Source organism: Pseudomonas sp. LBUM1651, from assembly GCF_059716135.1.
Genome location: NZ_CP166805.1, coordinates 611,688 through 636,107, shown reverse-complemented (window position 1 = coordinate 636,107; position 24,420 = coordinate 611,688). Strand labels below are relative to the sequence as shown.

At 60.2% G+C, this 24,420-nt stretch carries 21 protein-coding genes and 2 pseudogenes; 13 read left to right on the top strand and 10 right to left on the bottom strand.

Annotated features, from left to right (window positions below; genetic code table 11):
- Positions 1-25 precede the first annotated feature (25 nt).
- A complete protein-coding gene (locus ACA066_RS02910; protein WP_497698050.1) occupies positions 26-4,903 on the bottom strand; it encodes a dermonecrotic toxin domain-containing protein in 4,878 nt (1,625 codons plus the stop codon).
- A 242-nt stretch (positions 4,904-5,145) separates the two neighbouring features.
- On the opposite strand from ACA066_RS02910, the gene ACA066_RS02905 reads away from it, so the two are divergent.
- A complete protein-coding gene (locus ACA066_RS02905) occupies positions 5,146-6,273 on the top strand; it encodes a sensor histidine kinase (RefSeq protein ID WP_497698049.1) in 1,128 nt (375 codons plus the stop codon).
- Positions 6,274-6,417: 144 nt separating this feature from the next.
- On the opposite strand, the gene ACA066_RS02900 is transcribed toward ACA066_RS02905, so the two are convergent.
- Both ACA066_RS02900 and ACA066_RS02895 read right to left on the bottom strand, forming a co-directional pair.
- Entirely contained in the window at positions 6,418-6,723 is a 306-nt protein-coding gene (locus tag ACA066_RS02900; RefSeq protein WP_497698048.1) for a chaperone modulator CbpM, read from the bottom strand.
- Between the two features lie 23 nt (positions 6,724-6,746).
- Positions 6,747-7,694 (bottom strand): DnaJ C-terminal domain-containing protein, encoded by a 948-nt coding sequence (locus ACA066_RS02895; RefSeq protein WP_497698047.1) that lies wholly within the window; start codon positions 7,692-7,694, stop codon positions 6,747-6,749.
- A gap of 1 nt (position 7,695) precedes the next feature.
- On the opposite strand from ACA066_RS02895, the gene ACA066_RS02890 reads away from it, so the two are divergent.
- Both ACA066_RS02890 and ACA066_RS02885 read left to right on the top strand, forming a co-directional pair.
- A complete protein-coding gene (locus tag ACA066_RS02890; RefSeq protein ID WP_497698046.1) occupies positions 7,696-7,917 on the top strand; it encodes a hypothetical protein in 222 nt (73 codons plus the stop codon).
- Between the two features lie 75 nt (positions 7,918-7,992).
- Positions 7,993-9,267, top strand: a complete 1,275-nt coding sequence (locus ACA066_RS02885; RefSeq protein ID WP_084319259.1) for an Hsp70 family protein — start codon at positions 7,993-7,995, stop codon at positions 9,265-9,267.
- A gap of 147 nt (positions 9,268-9,414) precedes the next feature.
- Here the strand turns inward: ACA066_RS02885 and ACA066_RS02880 are convergent, their stop codons facing one another.
- From ACA066_RS02880 to ACA066_RS02870, 3 genes and pseudogenes are all read right to left on the bottom strand, one after another.
- Positions 9,415-10,428, bottom strand: coding sequence for an AI-2E family transporter (locus ACA066_RS02880; RefSeq protein ID WP_017336301.1), 1,014 nt, complete (start codon positions 10,426-10,428; stop codon positions 9,415-9,417).
- Positions 10,429-10,664: 236 nt separating this feature from the next.
- A pseudogene (locus tag ACA066_RS02875) lies at positions 10,665-10,970 on the bottom strand (PsiF family protein).
- A 40-nt stretch (positions 10,971-11,010) separates the two neighbouring features.
- Complete coding sequence (locus ACA066_RS02870; RefSeq protein ID WP_497698045.1) at positions 11,011-11,805, bottom strand: AraC family transcriptional regulator; 795 nt, start codon at positions 11,803-11,805, stop codon at positions 11,011-11,013.
- Between the two features lie 97 nt (positions 11,806-11,902).
- On the opposite strand from ACA066_RS02870, the gene ACA066_RS02865 reads away from it, so the two are divergent.
- Positions 11,903-12,790 (top strand): DMT family transporter, encoded by an 888-nt coding sequence (locus ACA066_RS02865; protein WP_497698044.1) that lies wholly within the window; start codon positions 11,903-11,905, stop codon positions 12,788-12,790.
- 96 nt (positions 12,791-12,886) lie between these two features.
- Here ACA066_RS02865 and ACA066_RS02860 read toward each other — a convergent pair whose 3' ends face one another.
- From ACA066_RS02860 to ACA066_RS02850, 3 genes and pseudogenes are all read right to left on the bottom strand, one after another.
- Positions 12,887-13,777, bottom strand: coding sequence for an alpha/beta fold hydrolase (locus ACA066_RS02860; protein WP_497698043.1), 891 nt, complete (start codon positions 13,775-13,777; stop codon positions 12,887-12,889).
- A gap of 108 nt (positions 13,778-13,885) precedes the next feature.
- A pseudogene (locus tag ACA066_RS02855) lies at positions 13,886-14,190 on the bottom strand (DMT family transporter).
- Positions 14,191-14,829, bottom strand: a complete 639-nt coding sequence (locus ACA066_RS02850) for an FMN-dependent NADH-azoreductase (RefSeq protein WP_497698042.1) — start codon at positions 14,827-14,829, stop codon at positions 14,191-14,193.
- A gap of 108 nt (positions 14,830-14,937) precedes the next feature.
- On the opposite strand from ACA066_RS02850, the gene ACA066_RS02845 reads away from it, so the two are divergent.
- Together ACA066_RS02845 and ACA066_RS02840 are read left to right on the top strand one after the other, a co-directional pair.
- Positions 14,938-15,882, top strand: a complete 945-nt coding sequence (locus ACA066_RS02845; protein WP_497698041.1) for a LysR substrate-binding domain-containing protein — start codon at positions 14,938-14,940, stop codon at positions 15,880-15,882.
- A gap of 126 nt (positions 15,883-16,008) precedes the next feature.
- Positions 16,009-16,539 carry a ferritin-like domain-containing protein gene (locus ACA066_RS02840; RefSeq protein ID WP_084319275.1) on the top strand — a complete coding sequence of 177 codons (531 nt, stop codon included), beginning with the start codon at positions 16,009-16,011 and terminating at the stop codon, positions 16,537-16,539.
- A 104-nt stretch (positions 16,540-16,643) separates the two neighbouring features.
- Here the strand turns inward: ACA066_RS02840 and ACA066_RS02835 are convergent, their stop codons facing one another.
- Positions 16,644-18,719 carry an AsmA family protein gene (locus tag ACA066_RS02835; RefSeq protein WP_497698040.1) on the bottom strand — a complete coding sequence of 692 codons (2,076 nt, stop codon included), beginning with the start codon at positions 18,717-18,719 and terminating at the stop codon, positions 16,644-16,646.
- A gap of 387 nt (positions 18,720-19,106) precedes the next feature.
- On the opposite strand from ACA066_RS02835, the gene ACA066_RS02830 reads away from it, so the two are divergent.
- From ACA066_RS02830 to ACA066_RS02800, 7 genes are all read left to right on the top strand, one after another.
- Positions 19,107-19,535 carry a hypothetical protein gene (locus tag ACA066_RS02830; RefSeq protein WP_150783180.1) on the top strand — a complete coding sequence of 143 codons (429 nt, stop codon included), beginning with the start codon at positions 19,107-19,109 and terminating at the stop codon, positions 19,533-19,535.
- Positions 19,536-19,707: 172 nt separating this feature from the next.
- Positions 19,708-20,340, top strand: coding sequence for a TetR family transcriptional regulator (locus ACA066_RS02825; RefSeq protein WP_010464134.1), 633 nt, complete (start codon positions 19,708-19,710; stop codon positions 20,338-20,340).
- A 309-nt stretch (positions 20,341-20,649) separates the two neighbouring features.
- Entirely contained in the window at positions 20,650-21,150 is a 501-nt protein-coding gene (ureE, locus tag ACA066_RS02820) for an urease accessory protein UreE (protein ID WP_497698039.1), read from the top strand.
- Positions 21,147-21,821, top strand: coding sequence for an urease accessory protein UreF (locus ACA066_RS02815; protein ID WP_497698038.1), 675 nt, complete (start codon positions 21,147-21,149; stop codon positions 21,819-21,821). Before ureE ends, ACA066_RS02815 begins: the two co-directional genes overlap by 4 nt.
- A 23-nt stretch (positions 21,822-21,844) precedes the next feature.
- Positions 21,845-22,459: an urease accessory protein UreG gene (gene ureG, locus ACA066_RS02810; protein WP_307337797.1), complete on the top strand. Its 615-nt coding sequence runs from the start codon at positions 21,845-21,847 to the stop codon at positions 22,457-22,459.
- Between the two features lie 34 nt (positions 22,460-22,493).
- Positions 22,494-23,066, top strand: a complete 573-nt coding sequence (locus ACA066_RS02805; RefSeq protein WP_497698037.1) for a HupE/UreJ family protein — start codon at positions 22,494-22,496, stop codon at positions 23,064-23,066.
- 192 nt (positions 23,067-23,258) lie between these two features.
- Complete coding sequence (locus ACA066_RS02800; RefSeq protein ID WP_497698036.1) at positions 23,259-24,386, top strand: AGE family epimerase/isomerase; 1,128 nt, start codon at positions 23,259-23,261, stop codon at positions 24,384-24,386.
- Positions 24,387-24,420: the final 34 nt, after the last annotated feature.

Below are 24,420 nucleotides of genomic sequence, written 5' to 3'. Positions count from 1 at the left end.
ACGAATTAATCGGACTGATGCGTGATCAGTTTTGCGGCTCGACCGTAAACGGGATTTCAACCCGTTGCAGTTTTGCCCGGTCCATCGCCTGCTGGGTGAGTGTCTTGAGCAACGCCTTCTCTTCGTCGTATATCAGACTCAACTCGGAGCCATACTCCTCGTCGGTCATGACCCGTCCCGGAGCAAACTCGCTTTCCTGCTTGCCCAGTTCTGCGGCGAGCACCCGAATCTCCTCTTTCAATCGGGCTCTTTCTTCCACGGAAAGTTGTGTCTCGGTCGCCCGTTTATCCAGCGCCATGTTGAATTCCGTCGTGGCATTGGTCCGGCGGTTGAAGAGCTTGAACGTCCGGCGATTGGAGCCCTGAACATAAGACTCCCAGAACGGCAGTTCGCTGATCGAGTCACGCAGCAAATCTCCCTCTTCCAACGCCAACACCCGCCGCCAGGCGTCGTCGATCATCGGCGGCGTAACACCGGTCATGTTCCGAAATTGCAGGTCCCGGGATTGCCAGGGCAGTTCAAGCCGCTCAGCAAGATCCGTCATGAAGGCCATATGGACTTCGACTTCATCGATGGTCCCTGTTACCACGCCGTTGTCATCGACGCGCCTGAATTGCTCACCGGCCGCCAGCCGCTCGGCGATGCGCCGGTTGGCAATCCTGCTCAACTCATTCAGACGGGATTTGCCTCTGGCCAGCAGCACCAGTTCCGCTTCCACCAGGCTCGGACTGCCCAGCGCATAGGCTTCCTGGATCAGCACTTCGATGCCCATCGTATTGAACAGATGGGCCCCCCCATCAACGCAATTGATGCCCTCTTCTTTGCCGATCACGAAAAGATTCTTGCGCAGCTCGCTGTCCTTGGACATGGCCTCCAGCATTCGCCAGAGCTTGCTGGTCATGTCTGCTCTGAATGCCGGGTCGTTTTTGAAGTGAGTCGATTCAGTGAGCGCGCGGATCTTGTTGAAAAACGGCACCGATCCCGTTTCGTCTTCGACCGCATTCCAAATTTCCTGACGAGCCACCCATTCAGGTCGCGTCATGCCTTCCTCCCAGTCAAGGCTGTCTTGCACACCGCGGGGTGGATAAGGCCGGTCGGGGTCGAGGCCGACGGATCGAATGTGCTCTCTCAGCGTGTTCAGGTTCTCTGGCGAAATCCATTCGGGATCACGGTTCAACACGGTGCGGGCCAGCAGTTCGGCTTCGACAGAGCCCGGTGCAACCCGAGGAATGACAGTCAGCTCATTGCGCTGCAGATTGAGATAGAAATGCCGAAATCTTGGCTGAGAAAACAGACCGTCAGGCCAGGTATGAATACCGGTTTCGGCCAGGATCACGGTGTGCAACATGCGCATCCGGCCAATGTTCGGCACCCGCCCTAAAGGATTCCCTCGCAGGTCCAGGGACTGAAGCCGCCATAGAGCGCCAAGGTCAATCACCGACCGCGCATCCAGCACAATCCGGTTGTTCCCGAGGGCGAGCTCCGTCAGCCCTCGTAATCGGCCCACCGCCGGTGGCAGTTGCGTGAGCCGATTGCTGCTCAGGTTCAACGAGCGCAGTTTGGGAAAATGATCGAGGAAGGACACCTGCGCATCGATCAGTTCGGTGCCGAGCAGGTTCAGACGGGTGACATGCTCGAAAGTACCCTCCAGGGTGGGCATGGTGCCCAACAACCGTCCCAGCGGCATATTTTTGAGGTCGAGCACTCTGCCCTGCAGGTTGCCGAACGTATCCACATCACGTTCGCCGAGCTGCTGCCAACACTGCCTGATGGCTTTGTACAGCGCGTTTCTGGCCTCCCATTCCGCAAAGCCGGCCGGGCTGAATCTGAAGGCCTCGGTCGGTGACTTCAGCCAGCGCCGGAAGTTGGCGTTGAGTCGATCGAATTCGGCTTCGAGCTCGCCTGCTCGCTGCTCCGGGCTGCTGCCATGGCCGCCGCCGTCCAGATAGGCCTGCGCCTCGGCCTCGGTCCAGCCGGGCCGCACGTTCACGACCCGCTCCTGCGGTGTCACTGTTGCGGTGAGCCGTCGGATGCCCTGAACGGCCCCGCGAGTGCCGCCGTTCAGTTGCATTGAGGCGCGATCATAGGCCGGTATGGAACGCGGGTTGTCTGCAAGCATCGGCTTGAACGTTTCCCGCGTCAGGGGCGCTTTTCGAACGGCCTGCAGAAGAGCTGCCCCTTGATTGATTTCATACCCCAACGCGCTGCGTTCAGCGTCAGGCAAGGCATGCAGCACAGAAGCAAACAGGTTGTCGGCCCCATGCAAATGATGATTGGCGGCGTCCCGTGCTTCATAACCGCCCTCATCGCTGACGAGGATTTTACGCACGCGCGCATTGTCAGGGCCGATGCTGTCGCGCAGGTGCCCGGTGAACGAATATTCGCGGATTTCGATGCGCACATCGCCCGGCCAATTCGGCAAGGTTGGCAGGGTGTGCAGCGCCAGCCTTTCCGTATCGAGATCTGTCAGCGAGTCAAGGAAAAGCCCTTCATAGGCCCGAGCCACACGGACCTCCAGCAAGGCTGCGCGCACCTGTTGCCTGAGCTGCAAGGGGATACGCTTCTGCTCGGCAAGCACTTGCAAGTCTGCCGGCTCGGCGGCGGCCAGCAACTCCTCCGCCACGTTGGCGGGCAATTGCTCGAAGTCGCGCTGGAGCAATCGCACCCCTGCATTACTCGAAGGGGGCTGACCGTTCGCGGGAAGCGCCCCCGTGTCCGCCCATGTCTTGAACCGATTGATCGTGTCGGTCAGCAATGCCGGTGGCGCTTCGTTTTCGACCTGTAACCGGCGCAACACATCTTCTTCGACTCCACTGACGATACGGATGTGCTCCAGGGTTGCATCGTCGAACGCATCGAGCGTCGTCCCGAGGCGTCGCATGAGCGCCGTCGTGTCCCACTCGACAGGACGATCAATTTCGCTGAGCCAGGCACCGGCCCCGTTGTGCGCAAGCTTGGGCGAGTAGGCCGTCGGGCGGTCCGGATGCCGGAGCTGCGGCTGTCCGGTGCCCGGGTCGTCCTGGACCGAGAAATACTTGCCATCGCGCGACAGAAATTCCTGATCGTTGTGCGGGAGAAGGCCGCGGTGGTTCACTTTCGAATCACGGGCCAGATTGACTTTGTGTTCGTACGGGCTCAAGTCGGGGTTCCACAGCCGGCTTTTGCCATCGGCGAGCGTGACCGGCTTAAGCTGGTCGACAAAGGCCGAAGGCTTGACCGCTGCCGGCGCACCTGCGGGTAAAACATGTCCTGCCGCCATAATTGCCAATTGGGCGAAATTGATCAGGACTCCTGTCAGGTGGGCCGCCGCTTCTTCCTTGTCGCCTTTGCTCCAGTCTTCAATACCTTCCATGGTTTCGAGCATCATTTGCCCGACCATGATGCCCAGCATGGCTTCTCCCAGGCCCGGCACCAACATCGCACCGAAGTTGAAAATGTTCCAACCGATATCCGCGTAGCTGGTCAATCGTTTCCAGCGACTGGCGGCATCTTCATCGTCAGTGGGCACGGCGATCTGCCGGGCATCGGCGATGGCCTTGTAGCGCCGCCATAGACAAAGCTGAGGCCACAGCTCACCGACGATGGGGTTGGTGATGGGCTCCGCATTGGGGTTTTCCACTGCGGTTTCCCGCCACCACGGTCCCATGTCCAACGGTTCGCGCTGCTGCCAGGTGAAGGTGCTGAAACGCTCCCGGACACGCGCGAAAAACCGCCCTTGGTCTTTGTGTGCCACAAAGCGGCTGAAAAACTGCTGGTAATCCGCAGCGCGTAACTGGCTCGTCAGTTCCTTCATGAAGTCGGTGAACGAGTCGTACTCCTTGAGCGGATGATCGGGGTCATCCGGTACGTAGGCAATCAACGTTCCATCCAGACGGCTTTGCGCATACCGGTCTTGTGTCCGCTGCGTGTCCTCGATAATCGCGCGGGGGCCGTTGGCAAAAAAAGACTTGAGCAACTTGAACTGCTCAAACTCCTGTCCGGGCAACAATTCGAGTTTGCTCGACCACTCCATCATCAACCGTTGATGCTTCGGGACCAGACTATCGAAAGTTTCCTGCATGTACGTGGGGTCAGCCACAGCACTAAACAGTACGATCCCGGTGAGTTTGAATCCCATGAGCGACAGTCGATGAGCCTGTAACGGGCGATTGCCCATCATGATGTTTTGCTGGTTGTCCCGTAGTTGCTGCAACTTTCCATAGGCATAAGACGTCACATCGCCCTTCAAATATGCAATCAGCGCCGATTCGTTGAAGGCTGCCTTTTCAGTGCCCACGAAGTGTTGTTCGAGCGACGCTTTGGCGTCCGCCTGCGCAGGGTCCAGCAAACCCGAAATATGCTGCTGATACTGTGCCCCGAGATCGAGGTCCCGGCACAAGGTCGCAAACTTTTCGACCGTCAACGAATGTCGCTTAGGCGACCCGTCAATGTCGCTGGTAAAGACGCCGCTGCCGTCGCGAAAGGCGCCTGGCTCGGTTTCAGCGTCTTCGAAATTGTGTAGCGCAGCCTCCAGCAATGTTGACTGCCTGAGCCGGCTGGCATGAGTGTCGATGCCAAAACCCAGGGGCGCAGGAACATAAAGCCGCACCGATGTGGCATGGACATCCAGTTGCAGATTCAGCCTTTCTTTCAGGCCCTGAACGAGCAAGGGTTCGGCGAACGCGTTGATGTCCTTTTGCAGGTCTCCCAGCACCTCATCCAGCGCACTTTGCAATCGCCAGCGCTCACTGATGAGGTCCTTCAAGTATTGACGATCAATACTGCGCGCCTTGATGTACCACTCGGGAAAGTCCGGTTTCAGATTCTCTCTCGATATGAGCCTTGCCACTGACGGGTTTTTCATCGTCGTCGGAATTTTATCCGCAAGGTATTCCAGATAAACGTTTTCGCTATCGTCCTTCATGTTCGCAAGCATCCGTGCGCGATAATAAGAGCCATCAGCTTATTGAAGGCATGGAAAAACAAAAGACTAAAAAACTGCGGTCAACACAGGAATAAAACGAAACAACATCCAACTTTAGAATCTGAAAAACAACTAAATACCACCCTGATACCCCTCGTGCGTGATCCGGCTTTTCAGCGGTAGTTCTTACCCGTCGGCAAAGGGGCTAAGATGCCCAGACTTTTCCTGTCAGGTAATGGGCCATGCGCTTATCCGAATTCATCAGGCAACACGTGGACCGTATCGTCGATGAATGGGAACAGTTCGCCAAAACGATCACCCCGGCGGCCGACAACATGGACCGGGTGGCGTTGCGTGATCACGCCAAGGCGATTCTGCTGGCTGCCGCGCGAGACATGACCACCGCCCAGACCGCCAGCGAACAACTGGCCAAGGCCAAGGGTGAAGGCCCGGAAAAAACCCCGAGCCTGGACGAAGCCGGTGCCAGCCATGGGGAATTGCGACACACCGTAGGTTTCGATCTGGTGCAGATGACCAGCGAGTTTCGCCACCTGCGTGCCTGCGTGATTCGCCTGTGGGTCAACTGCCTGGAGTCACCCGACCTGGCCTACTTTCAGGACATGATCCGCTTCAATGAAGCCATCGACGAAGCCCTCGCCGAGTCCACCGCGGCCTATGCCGAACAGGTCAATCGTTCGCGCGATCTCTTCCTGGCGATCCTCGGTCATGACCTGCGCGCACCGCTGCAAGCGGTGAGCATGTCGACTGAATTGCTGATGCGTAAAACAACGCTCGAAGGCGATGCGCTGATGTGCGCGAACAACATCAAGCGCGGTGCTCGGCACATGGCGGTAATGGTCAGCGACTTGCTGGAACTGGTACGTAGCCGATTGGGCAAAAGCCTGCCGATTGAACCAGCCCCCATGGACCTCGCCGATGCCGCGCATGCGGCGGTGGCCGAAGCCTGTGCTGGCAACCCGGAGTGCGATCCGACGGTGAAAACAGAGGGCGATACGCGCGGTGTCTGGGATGCCGCAAGGCTCGCACAACTGCTGCAAAACCTGATCGGCAATGCGTTGCAGCATGGGACGAACAAACGGGATGTGACGGTCACGCTCACTGGCGAGCCAGACGCTGTTCGCCTCACGGTGCATAACTTTGGCGTGCCGATTCCCGAGGAGGCGCTCGGCACGATCTTCGATCCGCTGGTACGCAGCGCGGATGAAGAACTGGGCCAGCCATCGACCAGCCTTGGGTTGGGATTGTTTATCGTCAAGGAAGTGGTCGATGCGCATCAGGGGACGATCGAGGTCAGCTCGAACGAAACCGACGGCACGCTGTTTACGGTGGTGTTGCCAAGAAAGGTGTGACGCCAAGGGACCGCGTTATCGTTCTTCGCGAGCAGGCTCGCTCCCACATTCGATCGTGTTTCATCTGAAGGAACCTGGTTGAATGTGGGAGCGAGCCTGCTCGCGAAAGCGTCCGAACAGGCAGACACAAAAACATCAGGACATTTACTCAACCACCAACCGGCCCAACCGCTGCTTGAGCATGCGGTTCTCGGCCCGCAGTTGCTGGACCTCTTCGAGCAGGTCCAGCGCCAGGGCGACGCCTTCCCACTCCAGCTCCAGGTCGTGCCGCAACTTGGCGGCACGCTTGGCCAATACCAGTTCGTAATCGGTGAAGCGCCAATCCTTGGGCACTGAGCCCTGAGGTTCGAGGATGCCGTGCTCGACGATTTCGATCACGTAGACGTCCGACAGGTCGGTCGCCTCACAGAATTCTGCCATGTCCAGTTGAACGATCAGGGGGTTGCTCATGATGGGCTACTCCGTCTCTTGGATCAGAAATTTTCTCTCGGGTTGAAAGCCGCTTTTTTCGCCAGCTCCTGCCACAACGCCTTCACTTCATCGTCCGAGGCTTTAGGCATGACGGCCTTGAGTTGTACGAACAGATAACCCCGATGGCCAGCCTTGTTCAGCAAACCATGTCCCTTGGCGCGCATGCGCTGGCCGTTCTGGCTGCCGGCCGGCACCTTGAGGTTGATCTTGCCTGTCAGTGTAGGCACAGCCACTTCGGTGCCCAATGCCAATTCCCATGGCGCCAACGGCAAGGTAATGATCAGGTTCTCGCCTTCGACATCGAATTTCGGGTGCGGCGCAAACCGGATGGTCAGGTACAGGTCGCCATTGGCCCCGCCACCGATGCCCGGTGCACCCTGGCCCTTGAGGCGGATGCGCTCGCCGTCGGCGACACCGGCCGGGATCTTCACATTCAGGCTTTTGCTGGTGTTGCTGACGTGCTGGCCGGCCGCGTTGTACTGCGGCACCTGGAAGGTGACCTTCTTCGATTCGTTCGAGAGGGTTTCTTCCAGAAAAATCCCAAGTTCCATTTCCACGTCTTGCCCTCGACGTCCGGCACTGCGACGCGACTCTCCACCACCAAAACCAGGGCCACGGTTACCGAAGATCGAACTGAAAAAGTCCGAGAAGTCGCCCGAGTCCTGACCGCCACCGAAACCACCGGCACCACGCCCCTGCCAACCCGGCGGGCCCTGGAACGGCTGGCCGTGCTGGCCGTATTTGCGCAAGTCGTCGTACTCGGCGCGCTTGTCGGCGCTTTTCAGCGCTTCATAGGCCTCCGAGGCGTCCTTGAACTTGGACTCGGCGTCCTTTTCCTTGCTGACGTCGGGGTGGTATTTGCGCGCCAGCTTGCGATAAGCCGCCTTGATCGTCTTATCGTCCGCGGTCGGTTCCACACCGAGAATCTTGTAATAGTCTTTGAAGTCCATCGTGGGAATCACCATCCGTTATCAAAATCGCGCCGTCACCGGCAGCATGCGCTTGTCGGCAGCTGCCAGGTTGACCGATCTCAAGGTTGTGACCGGGGCGCGTATCAGAAGTTTATCGGCAGCGGTGGGCGGTTCTTGCGACCGTCCGATGGCTGCCAGGCTCGATGCAGACAAGTTTGGGGCATCGTGCCAGCTTATCAAGGCGCTATTGGCCGAGATTTAGCGGATAGTCGGCCTTCGAATCTGCGCCGCACTGGCATACACTGCGCGGCCGTTTTTTAACCGGAACCTGATAGACATGAAAAACGCATCTCCAGCCCGTGCCTGTGGTATCGACTTCGGCACGTCCAACTCCACCGTCGGCTGGCTGCGCCCCGGCATGGAAACGCTGATCGCGCTGGAGGACGACAAGATCACCCTGCCGTCGGTGGTCTTCTTCAACATGGAAGAACGCCGCCCGGTGTACGGCCGGCTGGCGCTGCACGAGTACCTGGAAGGCTACGAAGGCCGGTTGATGCGCTCGCTCAAGAGCCTGCTGGGCTCCAAGCTGATCAAGCACGACACCAGCGTCCTCGGTACGGCGATGCCGTTCAAGGACCTGCTCGGGCTGTTCATCGGCCAGCTGAAGAAGCGCGCCGAAACAGCCGCCGGTCGCGAGTTCGACGAAGTGGTGCTGGGCCGCCCGGTGTTTTTCGTCGATGACGACGAAATGGCCGACCAGGAAGCGGAAAACACCCTGGTGGACGTCGCCCGCGCCATCGGCTTCAAGGATGTGTCGTTCCAGTACGAGCCGATTGCGGCGGCGTTCGACTATGAGTCGACCATCGAAAAAGAAGAGCTGGTGCTGATTGTCGACATCGGCGGTGGTACGTCCGACTTCTCGCTGGTGCGCCTGTCGCCTGAGCGCCGCAACCACGACAACCGTCACGATGACATCCTCGCCACCGGCGGCGTGCACATCGGCGGGACCGATTTCGACAAGCAGCTGAGCCTGCAAGGCCTGATGCCGCTGTTCGGCTACGGCAGCCGCATGAAGAGCGGCGCCTACATGCCGACCAGTCACCACATGAACCTGGCGACCTGGCACACGATCAACTCGGTGTACTCGCAGAAGTCGACCCTGGCCCTGGGCAGCATGCGTTACGACATCGAAGACACCGGCGGCATCGACCGTCTGTTCAAGCTGATCGAGCAACGCGCCGGGCACTGGCTGGCGATGGAAGTGGAAGAAACCAAGATCCAGCTGACCCACGCCGACAGCCGCCATGTGCCACTGGACCGCATCGAACCGGGCCTGAGCGTGGAGCTGAGCCGGGCGCTGTTCGAATCGGCCATCGACAACCTGCTGGAGCGCGTGCGCAACAGCGTGACCCAGTTACTCAATGACGCCAACGTGCGGGTCGATCAGGTGGATACGGTGTTCTTCACCGGCGGTTCGAGCGGGATTCCGGCGTTGCGCAACAGCGTGTCGGCGATGTTGCCGAATGCGCGGCATGTGGAAGGGAACATCTTTGGCAGCATCGGCAGCGGCCTGGCGATCGAAGCGGCCAAGCGTTACGGCCCGATGGACTGATCCGAAACCCTGTGGCGAGAGAGCTTGTCTGTGGCGAGGGGGCTTGCCCCCGTTGGGCTGCGAAGCAGCCCCCTTATAGCTAAATGCGGGGACTGCTGCGCAGTCCAACGGGGGCAAGCCCCCTCGCCACAGTAGATCAACAGTGGATCAAACCATCCCCACCTGCTTCAACTCACTCTTCAGATACGCGTAATAAATCGGTCCCGCCACCACCCCAGGCAGGCCGAACGCGGCCTCGAACACCAGCATCGCCAGCAGCAACTCCCACGACTTGGCACTGATCTGCCCGCCGACAATGCGCGCGTTGAGGAAGTATTCGAGCTTGTGGATAACAATCAGATAACCCAGCGCCGCCACCGCCACCCAGATCGACAGCGACAAACCGACGATGGTGATCAGCGTGTTCGACATCAGGTTGCCGATCACCGGCAGCAGGCCGAGCAGGAAGGTCAGCACGATCAGGGTCTTGGTCAGCGGCAGCTTGATACCGAACATCGGCAGGACCACCGCCAGGAAAATCCCGGTGAAGAAGGTGTTGAGCAGGGAAATCTTGATCTGGGCGAACACGATGTTGCGGAACGCCTGGACCAGCAGGTGCAAACGATCAAACAACGCGGCGGCCAGCGGCTTGCGCTTGGTCACGTCCGGCACGCGCTGCAAGGCAATGATCGCCCCCAGCACCATGCCGATCAGCAGCGTCACGAACATGTGCGCCGCGTCTTTGCCGACGAGCTGCAAGTCGCTGAGGTGTTTGCTCATCCATTCGCCGATGGCCACGCGGAACTCGGCGGCGCTGGCGGGCAGGTAGGCGTCGATGAACGGCGGCAATTGCCCGCGCGCACGGTCGACCACGCCCATGAATTTATCGAGGGAAGCCCCGGGGTTTTCCGCCTCGTGCAGCAGAAAACTGATGGCCCCGGCAAAGATCAGCGCCAGCACACTCACGACCAGCGTTCCCAGCAACGCCACCGCCAGCCAGCGCGCACGCCGACCTTCGATCAGCCGCTGCAATTGCGGGGTGAGCATGTTGACCAGTTCGAACACCAGCAGACCGGCGAGCAGGCTCGGCAGCAAGCGCAGCGGGATCACCAGCAGCAAACCACCAAAGATGATGACCCAACTGATCAGCAGCAAAACTTGGCGTTGAGAAAACGTTGGCATACAGCCTCAAAACGAACGGCGTAAAAGGATTGGCAGTCTGCCAGCGTTCGGGGGCCAGCACTAGGGATTGTGTGGGGCGACCTTGGTCGCGGGCTCGGGCGTTTTTTTGCAGTGCCCTTGCCGGCCCCATCGCGAGCAAGCCCGCTCCCACATTTGTCCTGCGTACACTGATCAATTGTGGGAGCGGGCTTGCTCGCGAAGAGGCCCTTACAGCCGCCACATATCCCACCCCAATGCTATTTTTTCTTCAGGCAATCACTCATGAACGCCTTGCGCTCACCACCCTTGAGGGCTTTGGTCGCCGCATCGGCGTTACAGGTTTACATCTTCTCTTGCTGCGGGGTCAGGGCTTTCGCGTCATTGGCGGCTGGCGCGGCTTTAAGGCAGGTGCTCATGAAGGCTTTGCGCTCATCGCCCTTGAGGCTCTTCGCGGTAGCGTCGGCATTGCAGGTGGTCATCTTGTTCTGTTGGGCTGTGGCGGCGAAGCCTTAGGAACAGAGCAGCAAACCGATCATCAACAAAGGGACACGCAAGTGCCGCACCGAGGGGCACGGCCTCGTTCTGGAGTGTAGACAAAGCCTGTTACACCTTCCTGCTCTCGAGATGGCTGCGGCGATACTGCTCCGGCGTGCACCCGGCCTGACGTTGAAACATCGCGATGAACGCCGAACCGGTGCTGTAACCCATGTCGAAAGCGATCTCCTGAATACTGCGGTGACTGTCTAGCGCCTCGATCGCTGCCAGAAAGCGCAAGCGCTGCCGCCACTCGCCGAAACTCATGCCCAACTCGCGCACAAACTGCCGCGCCAGCGTGCGCTCGCTGACGTGGATCTGCGCAGCCCACGCCGACAGCGGCCGGTTATCCCCGGGTTCGGCCTGCAAGGCTTCCAGTATTCCAAGCAGCCCGGGGCTGCTGGCGTAGGGCAAGTAGCACTCGTGAACGGGCGCCTGTTGCAGCTGGTCCACCAGCACCTGGGCCAGGCGCTGGTCCGCAGGCTGTTCGGGAATCTTCACGTCACGTGCGGCGAAGTCCTTGAGGATCGCTTTGAGAATGTCGCTGATCGCCAGGGTGCAGGCCTGCTGCGGTAATGCCTGGCAGAGCGCCGGCGAGAGGCAGACCGCGCGGTAGTTGATCGGCTGATTGCTGTAAAAACTGTGCTCGATCTGCGGCGGCACCCACACGGCATATTGCGGTGGCGACATGAACCGGCTGCTGCCGATTTCCATGTGCAAGACACCGTTGGCCGAATACTCCAGCGTGCCCCAGGGGTGCCGGTGGGCCGAGGCATATTCGTGGGTATCGAAGTCGGCATAACGGAAGTAGACCGGCGAAGGCAGTTCGCTGAAGTCCAGCAGGTTGATGTGTTTACTGGTCATGCTGTCCGTCATCCGGGGCGGGTTGTCTGGATCGAAGTATAGGCTTTCATCCAGACAGGCGATAATCACCCCTCATTAACGTTTCTGGTTTTTTCCGATGCAATACGCTTATCCCCTGCTGGCCATTTTCATTTGGGCCGGCAACACCGTAATCACCAAAATGTCGGCCGGGGCGATCTTCCCCGCCGAGATCGGTTTTTACCGCTGGCTGCTGGCCGGCTTGTTGTTCACGCCTTTCATGCTCAAACCCGTCATCGCCCATTGGTCGGCCATCCGCCCGAACCTGGGGAAGATTTTCATCCTCGGCGTGCTCGGTATGGCGGTTTATCAGAGCCTGGCGTATTTCGCGGCGACGCTGACATCCGCCACCAACATGGGAATCATCCTGTCGCTGATGCCGTTGATGTCGCTGGCCATGGCGATCATCAGCCTCGGCCAGCGTCTGACGGCGGGAGCGCTGGCCGGTGCCGTGTTGTCGTTTGCCGGGGTGTTGGTGGTGGTGTCGTCCGGCAGCCTCGGTGCTTTGCTGGAGCACGGGGTGAATCTGGGCGATGCGATGATGCTGATCGCCACGCTGGCCTACGCGATCTACAGCACGCTGCTGAAAAAGTGGCAGCTGCGTTTGCCGCCGCTGGTGTTGTTGTATCTGCAGGTGTGGGTGGCGGTGGTGGTGCTGTTTCCGCTGTTCGCCGTGTCGCCGAAAATCGGCCCGACGCTGCAAAACATTCCGCTGGTGCTGTATGCCTGCCTGCTGGCTTCAATGGTTGCGCCGCTGGCGTGGATGCAGGCGGTGGTGCGCCTGGGGCCGAGCCGGACCACGCAGTTTTTCAATCTGCTGCCGTTGCTGACGGCGCTGATTGCCGCGCTGGTGCTGCATGAGCAGTTGGCGATGTATCACCTGGTGGGCGGGGTGTTGACGTTGGGTGGGGTGATTCTTTCGGAGCGCTGGACCACGGTGTTGGGCCGTAAGGTTGGCGTCGCCTGATATGACGCCTTCGCGGGCAAGCCTTGCTCCTACAGGTTCGGTGATCTTCTGTAGGAGCAAGGCTTGCCCGCGAAGAACGATAACGCGGTCTGCGGGTTAAACCCCTGCCGCCTTCAACCGCGCCGCATGCTCGACAAACAACCGTATCGGCTCGGCGCCTTTCCCCACCAACCCCAGCGACTGGTTGACGATGTCAAAGTGATCCAGCGGATACTCATCGCCAATCACCGTACCCAGATGTGAGCTGTAACGCCCGACCATCCCGTCGCAATGCCCGACTTCGCGCACGAAGGTTTTGGCAAACAGCCGACAACTGCGATTGGTCCCGTCGAACAGATTGCGCCCGCGATCAGTCTTGCCCGGCTGCAAGGTGCCGGACCACGAGTAATAGCGCACGCCATTGACCTCTTCCGGCCCGTGCCCGCCCCAGGTGTCAGGCAAGCCCTGTGGATAACGTTGATTGAACAGCGTCACCCCGGCCGTCGTCAGGGATTCATGGGAAGCGTGAATATCCACCGGCAGTTTCGGCCCGCGATAGCCGGTTTCCAGCAGGCTCATCAACGCACCGATGATCCAAAGAAAAAAGGCGAGCAGCCGCCCCTTCACGCTGTCCGCCGGGTAATGCTTGTGCAGGTAATCCGCCAGTTCCGAGCCGTGATTGGGTCCCGCCACCGACGTGACCGACGCCACGAGATCCGGACGTTTTGCGGCGGCGTAACGGGCGGTCAGCGAGCCCTGGCTGTGGCCGATCAGGTTGACCTTCTCGGCACCGGTTTCCTGCAGGATCTCGTCGATGCGCGTCAGCAATTGTTCGCCGCGCACCTCGGTCGAGTGGAGCGGCGAAACCTGCACCGCAATCACCGTCGCCCCTCCCTGGCGCAGCGCCGCGACAATCCCGTACCAGTACGGATACAACACCAGACGGATAAACCCGAGCATTCCCGGGACCAGCACCAACGGATAACGCGTGGCAGAACCTTGCGACATGGGAGGACGTCCTTGTGATCGGTGAGGTGACGCAAGGCTGAATGCAAGACATCAGCCAAGCATCGTTATCAAAAATGACAACTCGACGACCAGTCTATGACATCCGTTCTACTTCAGCCCTGCCACGCCCGCCACGATCAGCCCGACCGACACCAGTTTGACCGCCGTCAGGCTTTCGCCGAGCAACGCAAACCCGAGAAACACCGTGCCCAGCGAACCGATGGCGGTCCAGATCGGATAAGCGATACTCACCGGCAATTCGCGCATGGCCAGGGTCAGGAAGTAGATCCCGCCCACCGCCGCCACGACCGTGATCAGCGACGGCCAGAGCCGGGTGAAACCTTCGGCGTACTTCATGCCCATGGCGAAGGTGACTTCGAACCCGGCGGCGATCAGCAAAACACCCAGGCCATCTAGAACGCCCTGGCCAGCGTCAGCAAACGCTGCTCGGCGTCGGCAACGGAGACCTCGAAGGTGCGCTCGGCGGACTCTTCGCCCTCGGCGGCGACCACGGTGACATCGGTAATGCCGATGAAACCCAACGCCGTGCGCAGCAATGTATCGGCATGGTTCAGGGCTTCGAGTTCACCCCCGGGGCCGAAGCCGAACCCGCCACGGCTGGTGACGATCAGCGCTTTCTTGCCCTGTACCAGCGGCTCGTATTGGGCGACGCCGTTGTCCAGCGTGTGATTGAAGGTCAGGCCGAGCCGCACGACCTGATCGATCCACGCCTTGAGGCCGCTGGGCACGCTGAAGTTGTGCATGGGCGTGGAGATCACCAGCAAATCGTGGCCCAGCAATTCACCCACCAGTTGATCGCTGAACGCGAGATCGGCCTGCATCGACAGCGGCCGTGCCTCGGGTTCGGGGTAGAACGCGGCGGCCACAAAGGCTTCGTTGACCGGTGGAATCAACGCCCGACCGACTTCGCGGCGGGTCAGTTGTGATTGCGGATGGCGCGCCTGCCAGGCGCTGAGAAACACTTCGGCCAAGCGACGGGAGTGGGAACGTTCGCCCCGTGGACTGGCGTGAATGGCAAGAACTCTGTTCATCTGAATCTCCTGATGACTAAACTCAAACGGCTTGTGGCGTGCAGGTTGAGCTCGCCGCCGTCTCGCCTCAAATGAGTAAAAATCAGTCTGGATGAATTCATTTCACCCATGGAGTCTTCAATGTTTGCCTCGCTGCCGCTGACCGCCCTGCGCGCCTTTGAATCGGCCTCTCGCCTGTTGAGCTTCAAGGCCGCCGCCGAAGAACTGTCCGTCACGCCAACGGCGGTTTCCCACCAGATTCGTTCGCTGGAGAGCTGGCTCGGTGTGCCGCTGTTTGAGCGACTGCCACGGCAGGTTCGCCTGACCGAATGCGGTGAGCGTCTGTTCCACAGCCTGCACGGCGCCTTTCTCGAAGTGGCCCAAAGCGTCGACACCCTGCGCCCGCAACGCAGCGGCGCGAGCCTGACGATCTCCACCACCGCCGCGTTTGCCGCGCTGTGGCTGGTGCCGCGATTGGGGCGTTTTTATGCCCGACATCCGAACATCAGCCTGCGCCTGGACACCCATTGCGAAGTGATCGATTTGCATCAGGACGCCAGCGTCGATCTGGCGGTGCGTTATAGCCTCGAGGACTATCCAAACCTTTATGGCCTGTGCCTGTTCGATGAATCGTTCGGCGTTTATGGCTCGCCCGAGCAGGTTGCGCTCGCGGCCAAGCGCACGCCGACGCTGATCAGCGTGCGCTGGCATAACTCGAAGCTGTACGCCCATGGCTGGGAAGCGTGGTGCGCGCAATCCGGCGAAACCTGGCTGGCGGGGCAACCGGCCGTCCGGGAATACGATGAAGAACATTACGCCCTGCAAGCCGCCATCGCCGGGCAAGGCCTGGTGCTGGCGAGCAATATTCTGGTGTCGGAGAGTGTGGCCAGCGGTTTGCTGGTGGCTTACCGGAGTGACATTCAGGTGGAGGGCGCCGGCTACAGCGCGCTTTGCGTTCCGGGGCGCGAGCGCCATCCGCCCGTGCGTGCGTTCTTTGCCTGGCTTCAGGAAGAGGCCGCATTGTCTGGGCTACTGCCGAGATCGCAGCCCGCGAGAAAACGCATTCCGGTTTAGGAACCTGCGATTTTTTCGATTGGCAAATTACATCAAACTTTTCGCTGCGCTCATCACTCACTCCTAAGGAGTGATCACTTCCCCAGAAAGTGACGCAATCCCGGATTAGCCTCCAAGGAGAACGAGATGAGTGACATGCATTTGTCTGATGTAACGACCCTTCGCGCACGTGCCCGCCAGAACGTCGAAAATGGCGCGGTGACCGAAAGCTACAGCGCCGACCTCGACGAAGTGCTGCGTCTGCTCAACGAATCGCTGGCCACCGAACTGGTCTGCGTATTGCGCTACAAGCGTCACTACTTCATGGCCAACGGCCTGAAAGCCCACGTCGCCGCCGAGGAGTTCCTTGAGCACGCGAACCAGGAAGCCGCGCATGCCGACCGATTGGCCGAGCGCATCGTGCAACTGGGCGGCGAGCCTGAATTCAACCCTGACCTGCTGTCGAAAAACTCCCACGCGCAGTACGTGGCCGGCAACTCACTCAAAGAGATGGTCTACGAAGACCTGGTCGCCGAGCGCATCGCCATCGACAGCTACCGCGAGATCATTCAGTACATCGGCGAGAAAGACCCGACCACCCGGCGCATCTTCGAAGACATCCTGGCTCAGGAAGAAGAGCATGCGGATGATATGGCGGACATTCTGAAGGATCTGTAGCGCCTGATACATCGTCATCGCGAGCAGGCTCGCTCCCACATTGGACCGCGATCCAATGTGGGAGCGAGCCTGCTCGCGATGGCGTCTTCACAGACGCCTCAGATTTATTTGGTGGGTTTAACGGTCACCGGCGCCTTCCCCGCCTTCATCTGCTGCAACAACGGCGCACACTGATTCGGCTCGCCACCACTCGGCGCCACCAGCGCCAGCAATCCCGCCGCCGGCGCCGCAATCACACCCAACGCCACCATCCCCGCACCGCGCAATATCAGCGGCACCGCTTTCACACCGGCATCCGGCTTGATGAACTTGCCCCGCACATACAGCGGCGACCGCAACGAAATCAAACGCCAGCCCTTGGATTCCGGCGTAACCGTCAGGTCCAGTTGCTCAGTCGCCATGTTCGCCGTGCCATCGATATAGATGATCGCGTTCTCCGTATCGAAGACGAACAGCCGCGTGGTGGCCAGGCCAGTCTTGATGTCGAAGTCGGCCGCCGCGCAGTTGATCTTCACTTCCTTGTCACCAAAGATCTTGCCGACCACATAGTTGCCGACGTTGAGTCCGGCCAGCTCCATCAACTCACGACTGATCGCGCCGTCGTTGATCAGCATCTTCAGATTGCCATTGGCGGTGCCCAGCAGTTTGGCCACCGAATTGCCGCGACCGCTGATGTCGGCATCGCCGTTAAGCTCGCCGAAACTGGTCTTCATCGGTTCAAAGGTCGGGAACAACTGCTTGAGTTTGAACCCGCGCGCGGTGAGTTTGGCATTGCCTTCCAACGGCTCGGTGCGACCGTTCAGGCGAATCTGCGCCTCCAGCTTGCCGCCAGCCACGCCGAAGCGCAGGGGCTCGAGGCTGAGCACGCCATCGGTCAACACCAAGTGGGTATAAAGGTCATTGAACGGCAGTTTGGCACTGTGAACGATGCGTTTGCCGGTGAATTCGACATCCGCGTCCATGTCGCGCCAGCGCTCGGTCTTGAACTCTTCGACCGGCAACACCTTGTCCGCCGGCTGCTTGCTTTCACCGCCACGGGCCTTTTGTTTGGCGTTGGAGTCGGCGCCGATCAAGGGTGCAAGGTCGGCAAACAGCAGCTGATTGGAGAGCAGTGAACCACTGAGTTTCGGCCGTGGCTCGCTGGCGACGTAGGCCAGGCTGCCATGAATGTCGCTCTCGCCGATCTTGCCGTTGAACTCCTCATAACGGAACACCGCGCCACCCGCCTCGTGCAGCTTGGCGATCAAGTGGCCGTCGGTGGCGTAGGGCGGTGTATCCGGCAGGGTCACGCCAGTCAGCGGATAGAGGTTGCCCAGGCTGCTGCCGGCCAGTTTCAACCGCAAGTCCAACGCGCCGAGATTGCGTGGATCGGTCAACGTGCCTGCCAATTCGACACTGGTGTCGGCGATCTTGACCTGAGCCTGGAGCGGGAACGGGCGGGCCGAATCCTGCAAGGCCAGCAAACCGCCGATCTTGCCTTCGCCAGCGAGCTTCTGCCCGTGGTATTGGCCTTTGACCTTCAGCGCAAACGCGTAGTCCTGAGGTGCAGCGCCTTTGTCCTGCGCGCTTTTCGCCGCTTTGTCGCCGACGATATCGCTGAACGGAATCGGTTTTCCCAGTGGGTCGATGATCAGGTCGAGCTGCGTTTTCAGGCTCAGGTCGTCAAGGGTAACGTGGCCCTTGTCGAAGCCGATTGCGCCGATGTCTACCACCCAGTTGGAAGGTTCGGCGTTCGGGTCTTTCGGGTCGAACTTGAACGTCCAGTTCGCGCGGCCATCGGCCAGACGCTGGAGGTCTGCGTTCGGCTCGGTCAAGTCAATGCGCGGGATCGTCACGCGTTGAGCCAACAAGGCCAGCGGCGATAGGCGCAGCTCGACGCGTTTGAGCGTGACCATCTGCGGCTGCTTCGACCAATCCGGGTTGCCCAGGCTCAGGTCCTCTGCCACAACATGCGGCCAGGGCACCCACGCCCGCCAACCGCCCTCGTCAAGCTCGCGCCGCCAGACCACCGCGAGGTTGCCATTGATGGCAAACGGTCGATGCAGTTCTTCGGAGACTTTGTTGTTAATGGTCGGTTTGATCCGGTTCCAATCGAAAAACACGATGATCAGAACCAATATCGCCAGCAGAACAACCAGGCTGGCAAAGGTCCAGGCAAAAATCTTGGGGGTGCGCGTCATTGCACAGGGCTCCTGAATACAGCTGAGCGCCCTGACCGCGACGCACGTGTGAAACGTTAGGCCAGAACCGGCCTGCCATGAAACCTAGGACTGGGAAACGGCGCGCAGGTTTAACCGAAATGCGCTTAACGCTCAAATAATCGGTCGGGGACACCCTGCTCTCGCAAATCCGGCGTTACCGCCCCGCGCTTTTGCGTGGCGCAAGTGAGTCGAAAATACCCACTTCTGTGCAAAAACATCCGCCGAAAAGGCCCGATCTAGAGCCTTCGCACGGAACAATCAATTCCGTTGATTATTACCATTGCGTTTATGAACTTTTATATCGACTTATCGAGAGTAGCATTGCCCTCGTACCCACTTTATCGCCCTCCTAGGGAGCACCCAATCATGAAACGCCAATTACTGCTTAGCCTTACCCTCTCCATGCTGGCCAGCACCGCTTTCGCTCTGCCAGCTGCAGATCAGGCAACCCCACAAGTTAAATCGAGCCACTCGGTGTTCAGCCAGACCGTTGCCGAAGGTGGTAACGATCGCCTGAAAGAAAAAGGCCTGATCACTCAGGACGGTTCGGATCGCACTCCACAAGGCCAGACCCTGGCAGCTGACGGCTCCGACCGCACTCCACAAGGTCAAACCCTGGCCGCTGACGGTTCCGATCGCACTCCACAAGGTCAAACCCTGGCCGCTGACGGTTCCGACCGCACTCCACAAGGTCAAACCCTGGCAGCCGATGGTTCCGATCGCACTCCACAAGGTCAAACCCTGGCTGAAGGTGGTGGTGACCGCGTGATCGAACGCAACAGCGCTTTGAGCTAAGCCTATGGCGGCCTTGAAAAAAAGCCCAATCCACGGATTGGGCTTTTGATTTTATAGATGCACCCTTTCCCCGCTAGCCCTCTCCTGACAGTTGTTCCCCGATAGTCGTTCGACGCCAGCAAAGCCGATTTGCTAGAGTGCGCCGCTGTCTTGTTCAGAAAACACCCTTGCGATGCTGCCCCGCGCCGAACAGAAACAACAAACCCGCAACGCCCTGATGGACGCTGCCCGCCATTTGATGGAATGCGGCCGAGGATTCGGCAGCCTGAGCCTGCGCGAAGTGGCGAAAACCGCCGGCATCGTTCCCACCGGTTTCTACCGGCATTTTGCCGATATGGATGAACTGGGCCTGGTGCTGGTGAGCGAAGTCGGTCAGACCTTCCGCGAAACCATCCGCCTGGTGCGCCACAACGAATTCGTGATGGGCGGCATCATCGATGCCTCGGTGCGGATATTTCTCGACGTGGTGTCGGCCAATCGTTCGCAGTTCCTGTTTCTCGCCCGCGAGCAGTACGGCGGTTCGCTGCCGGTGCGCCAGGCCATCGGACGGCTGCGCGAAGACATCAGCTCGGACCTGGCGGCCGACTTGTCGCTGATGCCCAAGCTGCAACATCTCGACATCGCCGGCCTGAGTGTCATGGCTGACCTGATTGTTAAAAGTGTGTTCGCGACCTTGCCGGACATCATTGATCCGCCGGCAGAAGCATTGCCGGAGCACCTGACGCCGCAGGCGAAAATCACTCAGCAACTACGCTTTATCTTCATCGGCCTGAAACACTGGCAAGGCCTCGGCAGCACCGAATAACCCCGCTTCCATAACAACACCTATCTCCTGTAGGAGCCGGCTTGCTGGCGATAGCGTCCTGTCAGTCGACAACAACGTCGCCTGGCCCGCCGCTATCGCCAGCAAGCCGGCTCCTACAAAGTTGTGCAACGCGCGACTGATCTGGAGCACACCGCACGCCATCATTTGGTGCACCCAACAATGCCGCGCACCAAATTACCGCAACAATCTGAAACATAACCGTCGCTCCGACAGGCATTTCCTACACATCCCCCGATTGGCAAGCCCCTTGCTCTAAACACAGCAATGTCCATTGCTGGAAGCCTTCCGATGCTGGTGATTCATCGCAGAATCGACCCTCAACCCGTCTGGGCCGCTGAATTGCACCTGACCTTCGAAGCCCGGAGCAAAAGCCGCTTGCGCTGTTTCAGTGCCGAGGGTGAAGACGTCGGGTTGTTTTTGGAGCGCGGTCAGTCGCCGCTGTATGACGGCGAATGCCTGGAAGCCGAGGATGGTCGCATCGTTCGCGTCTGCGCCCGCCCCGAACAACTGCTGCACGTCACCTGCGCCAACGCTTTCGAGCTGACCCGCGCGGCGTATCACCTCGGCAATCGCCACGTCGCCCTGCAAGTCGGCGATGGCTGGCTGCGCCTGCTCGACGATTACGTGCTCAAGGCGATGCTCGAACAACTCGGTGCCCGCACCGAAAACATCGAGGCGCCGTTCCAGCCGGAGCACGGCGCCTATGGCGGCGGCCATCACCATTCGCGGCATGGCGACGAGGACTTCAACTACCCGCCGAAACTGCACCAGTTCGGCGTACGCCTATGAACCCGGCCTGGGCGCTGCTGCGCCTGGCCAGTCCGCAATTGCCGATTGGCGGCTACAGCTATTCCCAAGGCTTGGAAATGGCGGTGGATAACGGCCGGGTGAGCGATTCCGACAGTGCCCGGCGCTGGATCAGCGATCAGTTGCTGCTGAACCTGGCGCGCTTCGAGGCGCCGCTGTTGCTCGCCCATTGCGTGGCCGCCGCCGCAGAAAACTGGGGCGAATTGCTGCAACGCTGCGAAGAACACCGCGCCAGCCGGGAAACCCGCGAGTTGCATCAGGAAAGCCGGCAGATGGGTTATTCCTTGCAGCAACTGCTCAACGGTTTGCCGGAACTCGATGCGCCGGCCCGCAGCTTTCTCGAGCAACGTCCTGAACCGCACCTGGCCCTCGGCTGGGCGCTGGCCGCGCGCGCCTGGCGCATCAGTCCGCAGGACGCGTTGGCCGCCTGGCTCTGGAGTTGGCTGGAAAACCAGCTGGCGGTGCTGATGAAAACCTTGCCGCTGGGCCAGCAAGCCGCGCAACGCCTGACCAGCGAATTGCTGCCGCTATTGCAGGAAGCCCAACAGAACGCCACCCGAATCAACCCCGAACACTATGGCAGCGCCGCTTTCGGCCTGTCCCTGGCGTGCATGGCCCATGAGCGCCAGTACAGCCGTCTGTTCCGCTCCTAGGGCCTTTTATTTTGGAGAACCACATGAACACACAACCTCTGCGCGTCGGCATCGGCGGCCCGGTCGGTTCCGGCAAAACCGCTTTGACTCTGGCTTTGTGCCTGGCGCTGCGCGACCGCTACAACCTGGCCGTTGTGACCAATGATATCTACACCCGCGAAGACGCCGACTTTCTGGTGCGCAACGAAGCTTTGGCACCGGAACGGATCATCGGCGTGGAAACCGGCGGCTGCCCACACACGGCGATCCGTGAAGACGCCTCGATCAACCTCGAAGCCGTGGACCAACTGAACCGCCGCTTTCCGGGGCTGGACCTGATCCTGGTGGAATCCGGTGGCGACAATCTGTCGGCCACGTTCAGCCCGGAACTGTCGGACCTGACGATCTACGTGATCGACGTCTCGGCGGGAGACAAGCTGCCGCGCAAGGGCGGGCCGGGGATTTGTAAATCCGATCTGCTGGTGATCAACAAGATTGACCTCGCCCCCTTGGTGGGCGCGTCGCTGGAGATGATGGACAGCGACACCAAGCGCATGCGCAACGGCAAACCTTTTGTCTTCAGCAACCAGAAAACCGGGCTGGGCCTGGAAGAAATCATCGCTTTCATCGAACGCCAGGGCCTGCTGACCGCAGCCTGATCACGACCAAACTTATCAACAAGGAAGCTTATCCATGTCACTTAAACGCATACTCGGCGCCATGGCCCTGCTGCTGACCCCGGCCATCGCCCTTGCCCACCCCGGTCACGGCGACAATGGTTTGATCGCCGGCATCAGCCACCCGATTGGCGGCCTCGATCACTTGCTGGCGATGGTTGCGGTCGGGTTGTGGGCGGCACAGCAGAAAGGCGCGGCGCGTTGGGCGCTGCCCTGCACGTTTGTCGGCACCATGCTGATCGGCGGACTGCTGGGTTTTGAAGGGCTGAACCTGCCGGCGCTCGAAAGCGGGATCGCCGCGTCGGTGCTGGCGCTGGGCCTGGCGGTGGCACTGGCGGTGCGTCCGCCGTTGGGTTTAGCGGTGGGCGCGACGGCGCTGTTTGCGCTGTTCCATGGTGTGGCGCATGGGCTGGAATTGCCGGACATGTCGAGTCCGTGGGCGTATGCCGCAGGGTTTGTGGTGGCGACGGCGGCCTTGCACGCGGCGGGTTATGCGGTGGTTCGAGTGTTGCCGCAGGCGGCGGCGCCGTTGGTTCGTTTAACGGGTGCGGCTTCGGCGGCGGCTGGGGTGTGGTTGTTGGCGGGTTGATTTTGTAGCACCTGTGATGGCCTCTTCGCGAGCAAGCTCGGCTCCTACAGGTTTTGCGTCGTTCACATTATCGCGATCCGACGCAAAACCTGTAGGAGCCGAGCTTGCTCGCGAAGGCGGTCTGACAGACACCACATCTCTCAGGCCTGATAACATGTCGCGCAATCAACCCTGCCGTGACGACGCCAGCTAATGCCACCTGTTTCCCGCTCCGCCTCCCAGCCTGACTTGACCGCTCTGTTTGCCACTGTGCAAGCGCATTTCCAGGACGTGATCGTGCCCCTCTGGCAAGGCCCCGGCTGGAATGCCGGATTGGCGCTGCCCTACGAGGCGCTGGACGCCGGCCATCAACCCTTGCCACCTCAACGCTACCGGGCCATGGCCTGCGCGCGGCAGTTGTATCTGTTTTCCAGCCTGATCGGCCAGGTGCCGGGCGCCGAAGAGCGTGCCGCGGCGTTGTTCCGCTCGTTGCAGCAACATTTCCATGACGCCGAACACGGTGGCTGGTTCTACAGCATCGATCCCCAAGGCGCGCCGCTGGATCAGCGCAAGGATCTCTACACCCACGCCTTCATTCTCTTCGCCTGCGCTCATTACTGGGACAAGGTTCGCGAGCCGCTGGTGGAATCGGTACTCAACGCCGTGCTGGACGTGGTTGCGCAGCGTTTCGCCACGGGCGACGGCCTGTACGAAGCCAGCCTTGAACGTGACTGGTCGTCGCTGAATACCGGGCCGCTGCAAAACCCGCTGATGCACCTGGCCGAAGCCTTCCTCGCCACGCTGTCGGTGCGTGAAGACCTCGCCGTTCAGCGCGCGCTCGTTGAGTTATGCACAGCCATGCAGAAGCGCTTTATCGATCCGCAGCACGGTGTGCTGATGGAAAAACCGCTGGGTGCTGTGGATAACTGGTTTGAACCGGGGCATCAGTTCGAGTGGTATTTCCTGCTGGAGTCTTCGCCGTTGTTGCGCGGTTCCAGACTGCACGCTTCCCTGGAACGCGCCTTTGCGTACACCGAGCAGTTGGGTGTCGATCAATCGAGTGGGGCGGTGCGGGCAATGCTCACGCTGGACGGGCAATCGAAGGATGGCACCCAACGCATCTGGGCTCAGGCTGAATACTTGCGTGCGCTGACCTTGCGTCCAGACAGCGGGGCATCGGTATTGCGCCAATTGCAGGCGCTGCAACAGCGCTCTCTGCATGCGGGGGGCTGGCATGAGTGTCGCGATGAGAATGGTGAAGTGAGCCGTCAGGACATGCCTTCGACCACGCCTTATCACTTGGCGACCTGCTATCGCGGATTGGCTGAATACCTTCGTTGACTGACAGACCGACTTCGCGGGCAAGCCTCGCTCC

What these genes read in the sequence shown, in the direction of transcription:
- ACA066_RS02910 (WP_497698050.1), bottom strand. Translation starts at nt 4,903, where the DNA reads ATGAAGGACGATAGCGAAAACGTTTATCTGGAATACCTTGCGGATAAA.
- ACA066_RS02815 (WP_497698038.1), top strand. Translation starts at nt 21,147, where the DNA reads ATGAACCCGGCCTGGGCGCTGCTGCGCCTGGCCAGTCCGCAATTGCCG.
- ACA066_RS02900 (WP_497698048.1), bottom strand. Translation starts at nt 6,723, where the DNA reads ATGAGCAACCCCCTGATCGTTCAACTGGACATGGCAGAATTCTGTGAG.
- ACA066_RS02850 (WP_497698042.1), bottom strand. Translation starts at nt 14,829, where the DNA reads ATGAACAGAGTTCTTGCCATTCACGCCAGTCCACGGGGCGAACGTTCC.
- ACA066_RS02830 (WP_150783180.1), top strand. Translation starts at nt 19,107, where the DNA reads ATGAAACGCCAATTACTGCTTAGCCTTACCCTCTCCATGCTGGCCAGC.
- ACA066_RS02885 (WP_084319259.1), top strand. Translation starts at nt 7,993, where the DNA reads ATGAAAAACGCATCTCCAGCCCGTGCCTGTGGTATCGACTTCGGCACG.
- ureG (WP_307337797.1), top strand. Translation starts at nt 21,845, where the DNA reads ATGAACACACAACCTCTGCGCGTCGGCATCGGCGGCCCGGTCGGTTCC.
- ACA066_RS02870 (WP_497698045.1), bottom strand. Translation starts at nt 11,805, where the DNA reads ATGACCAGTAAACACATCAACCTGCTGGACTTCAGCGAACTGCCTTCG.
- ACA066_RS02860 (WP_497698043.1), bottom strand. Translation starts at nt 13,777, where the DNA reads ATGTCGCAAGGTTCTGCCACGCGTTATCCGTTGGTGCTGGTCCCGGGA.
- ACA066_RS02895 (WP_497698047.1), bottom strand. Translation starts at nt 7,694, where the DNA reads ATGGACTTCAAAGACTATTACAAGATTCTCGGTGTGGAACCGACCGCG.
- ACA066_RS02800 (WP_497698036.1), top strand. Translation starts at nt 23,259, where the DNA reads ATGCCACCTGTTTCCCGCTCCGCCTCCCAGCCTGACTTGACCGCTCTG.
- ACA066_RS02905 (WP_497698049.1), top strand. Translation starts at nt 5,146, where the DNA reads ATGCGCTTATCCGAATTCATCAGGCAACACGTGGACCGTATCGTCGAT.
- ACA066_RS02865 (WP_497698044.1), top strand. Translation starts at nt 11,903, where the DNA reads ATGCAATACGCTTATCCCCTGCTGGCCATTTTCATTTGGGCCGGCAAC.
- ACA066_RS02880 (WP_017336301.1), bottom strand. Translation starts at nt 10,428, where the DNA reads ATGCCAACGTTTTCTCAACGCCAAGTTTTGCTGCTGATCAGTTGGGTC.
- ACA066_RS02825 (WP_010464134.1), top strand. Translation starts at nt 19,708, where the DNA reads ATGCTGCCCCGCGCCGAACAGAAACAACAAACCCGCAACGCCCTGATG.
- ACA066_RS02835 (WP_497698040.1), bottom strand. Translation starts at nt 18,719, where the DNA reads ATGACGCGCACCCCCAAGATTTTTGCCTGGACCTTTGCCAGCCTGGTT.
- ureE (WP_497698039.1), top strand. Translation starts at nt 20,650, where the DNA reads ATGCTGGTGATTCATCGCAGAATCGACCCTCAACCCGTCTGGGCCGCT.
- ACA066_RS02840 (WP_084319275.1), top strand. Translation starts at nt 16,009, where the DNA reads ATGAGTGACATGCATTTGTCTGATGTAACGACCCTTCGCGCACGTGCC.
- ACA066_RS02805 (WP_497698037.1), top strand. Translation starts at nt 22,494, where the DNA reads ATGTCACTTAAACGCATACTCGGCGCCATGGCCCTGCTGCTGACCCCG.
- ACA066_RS02845 (WP_497698041.1), top strand. Translation starts at nt 14,938, where the DNA reads ATGGAGTCTTCAATGTTTGCCTCGCTGCCGCTGACCGCCCTGCGCGCC.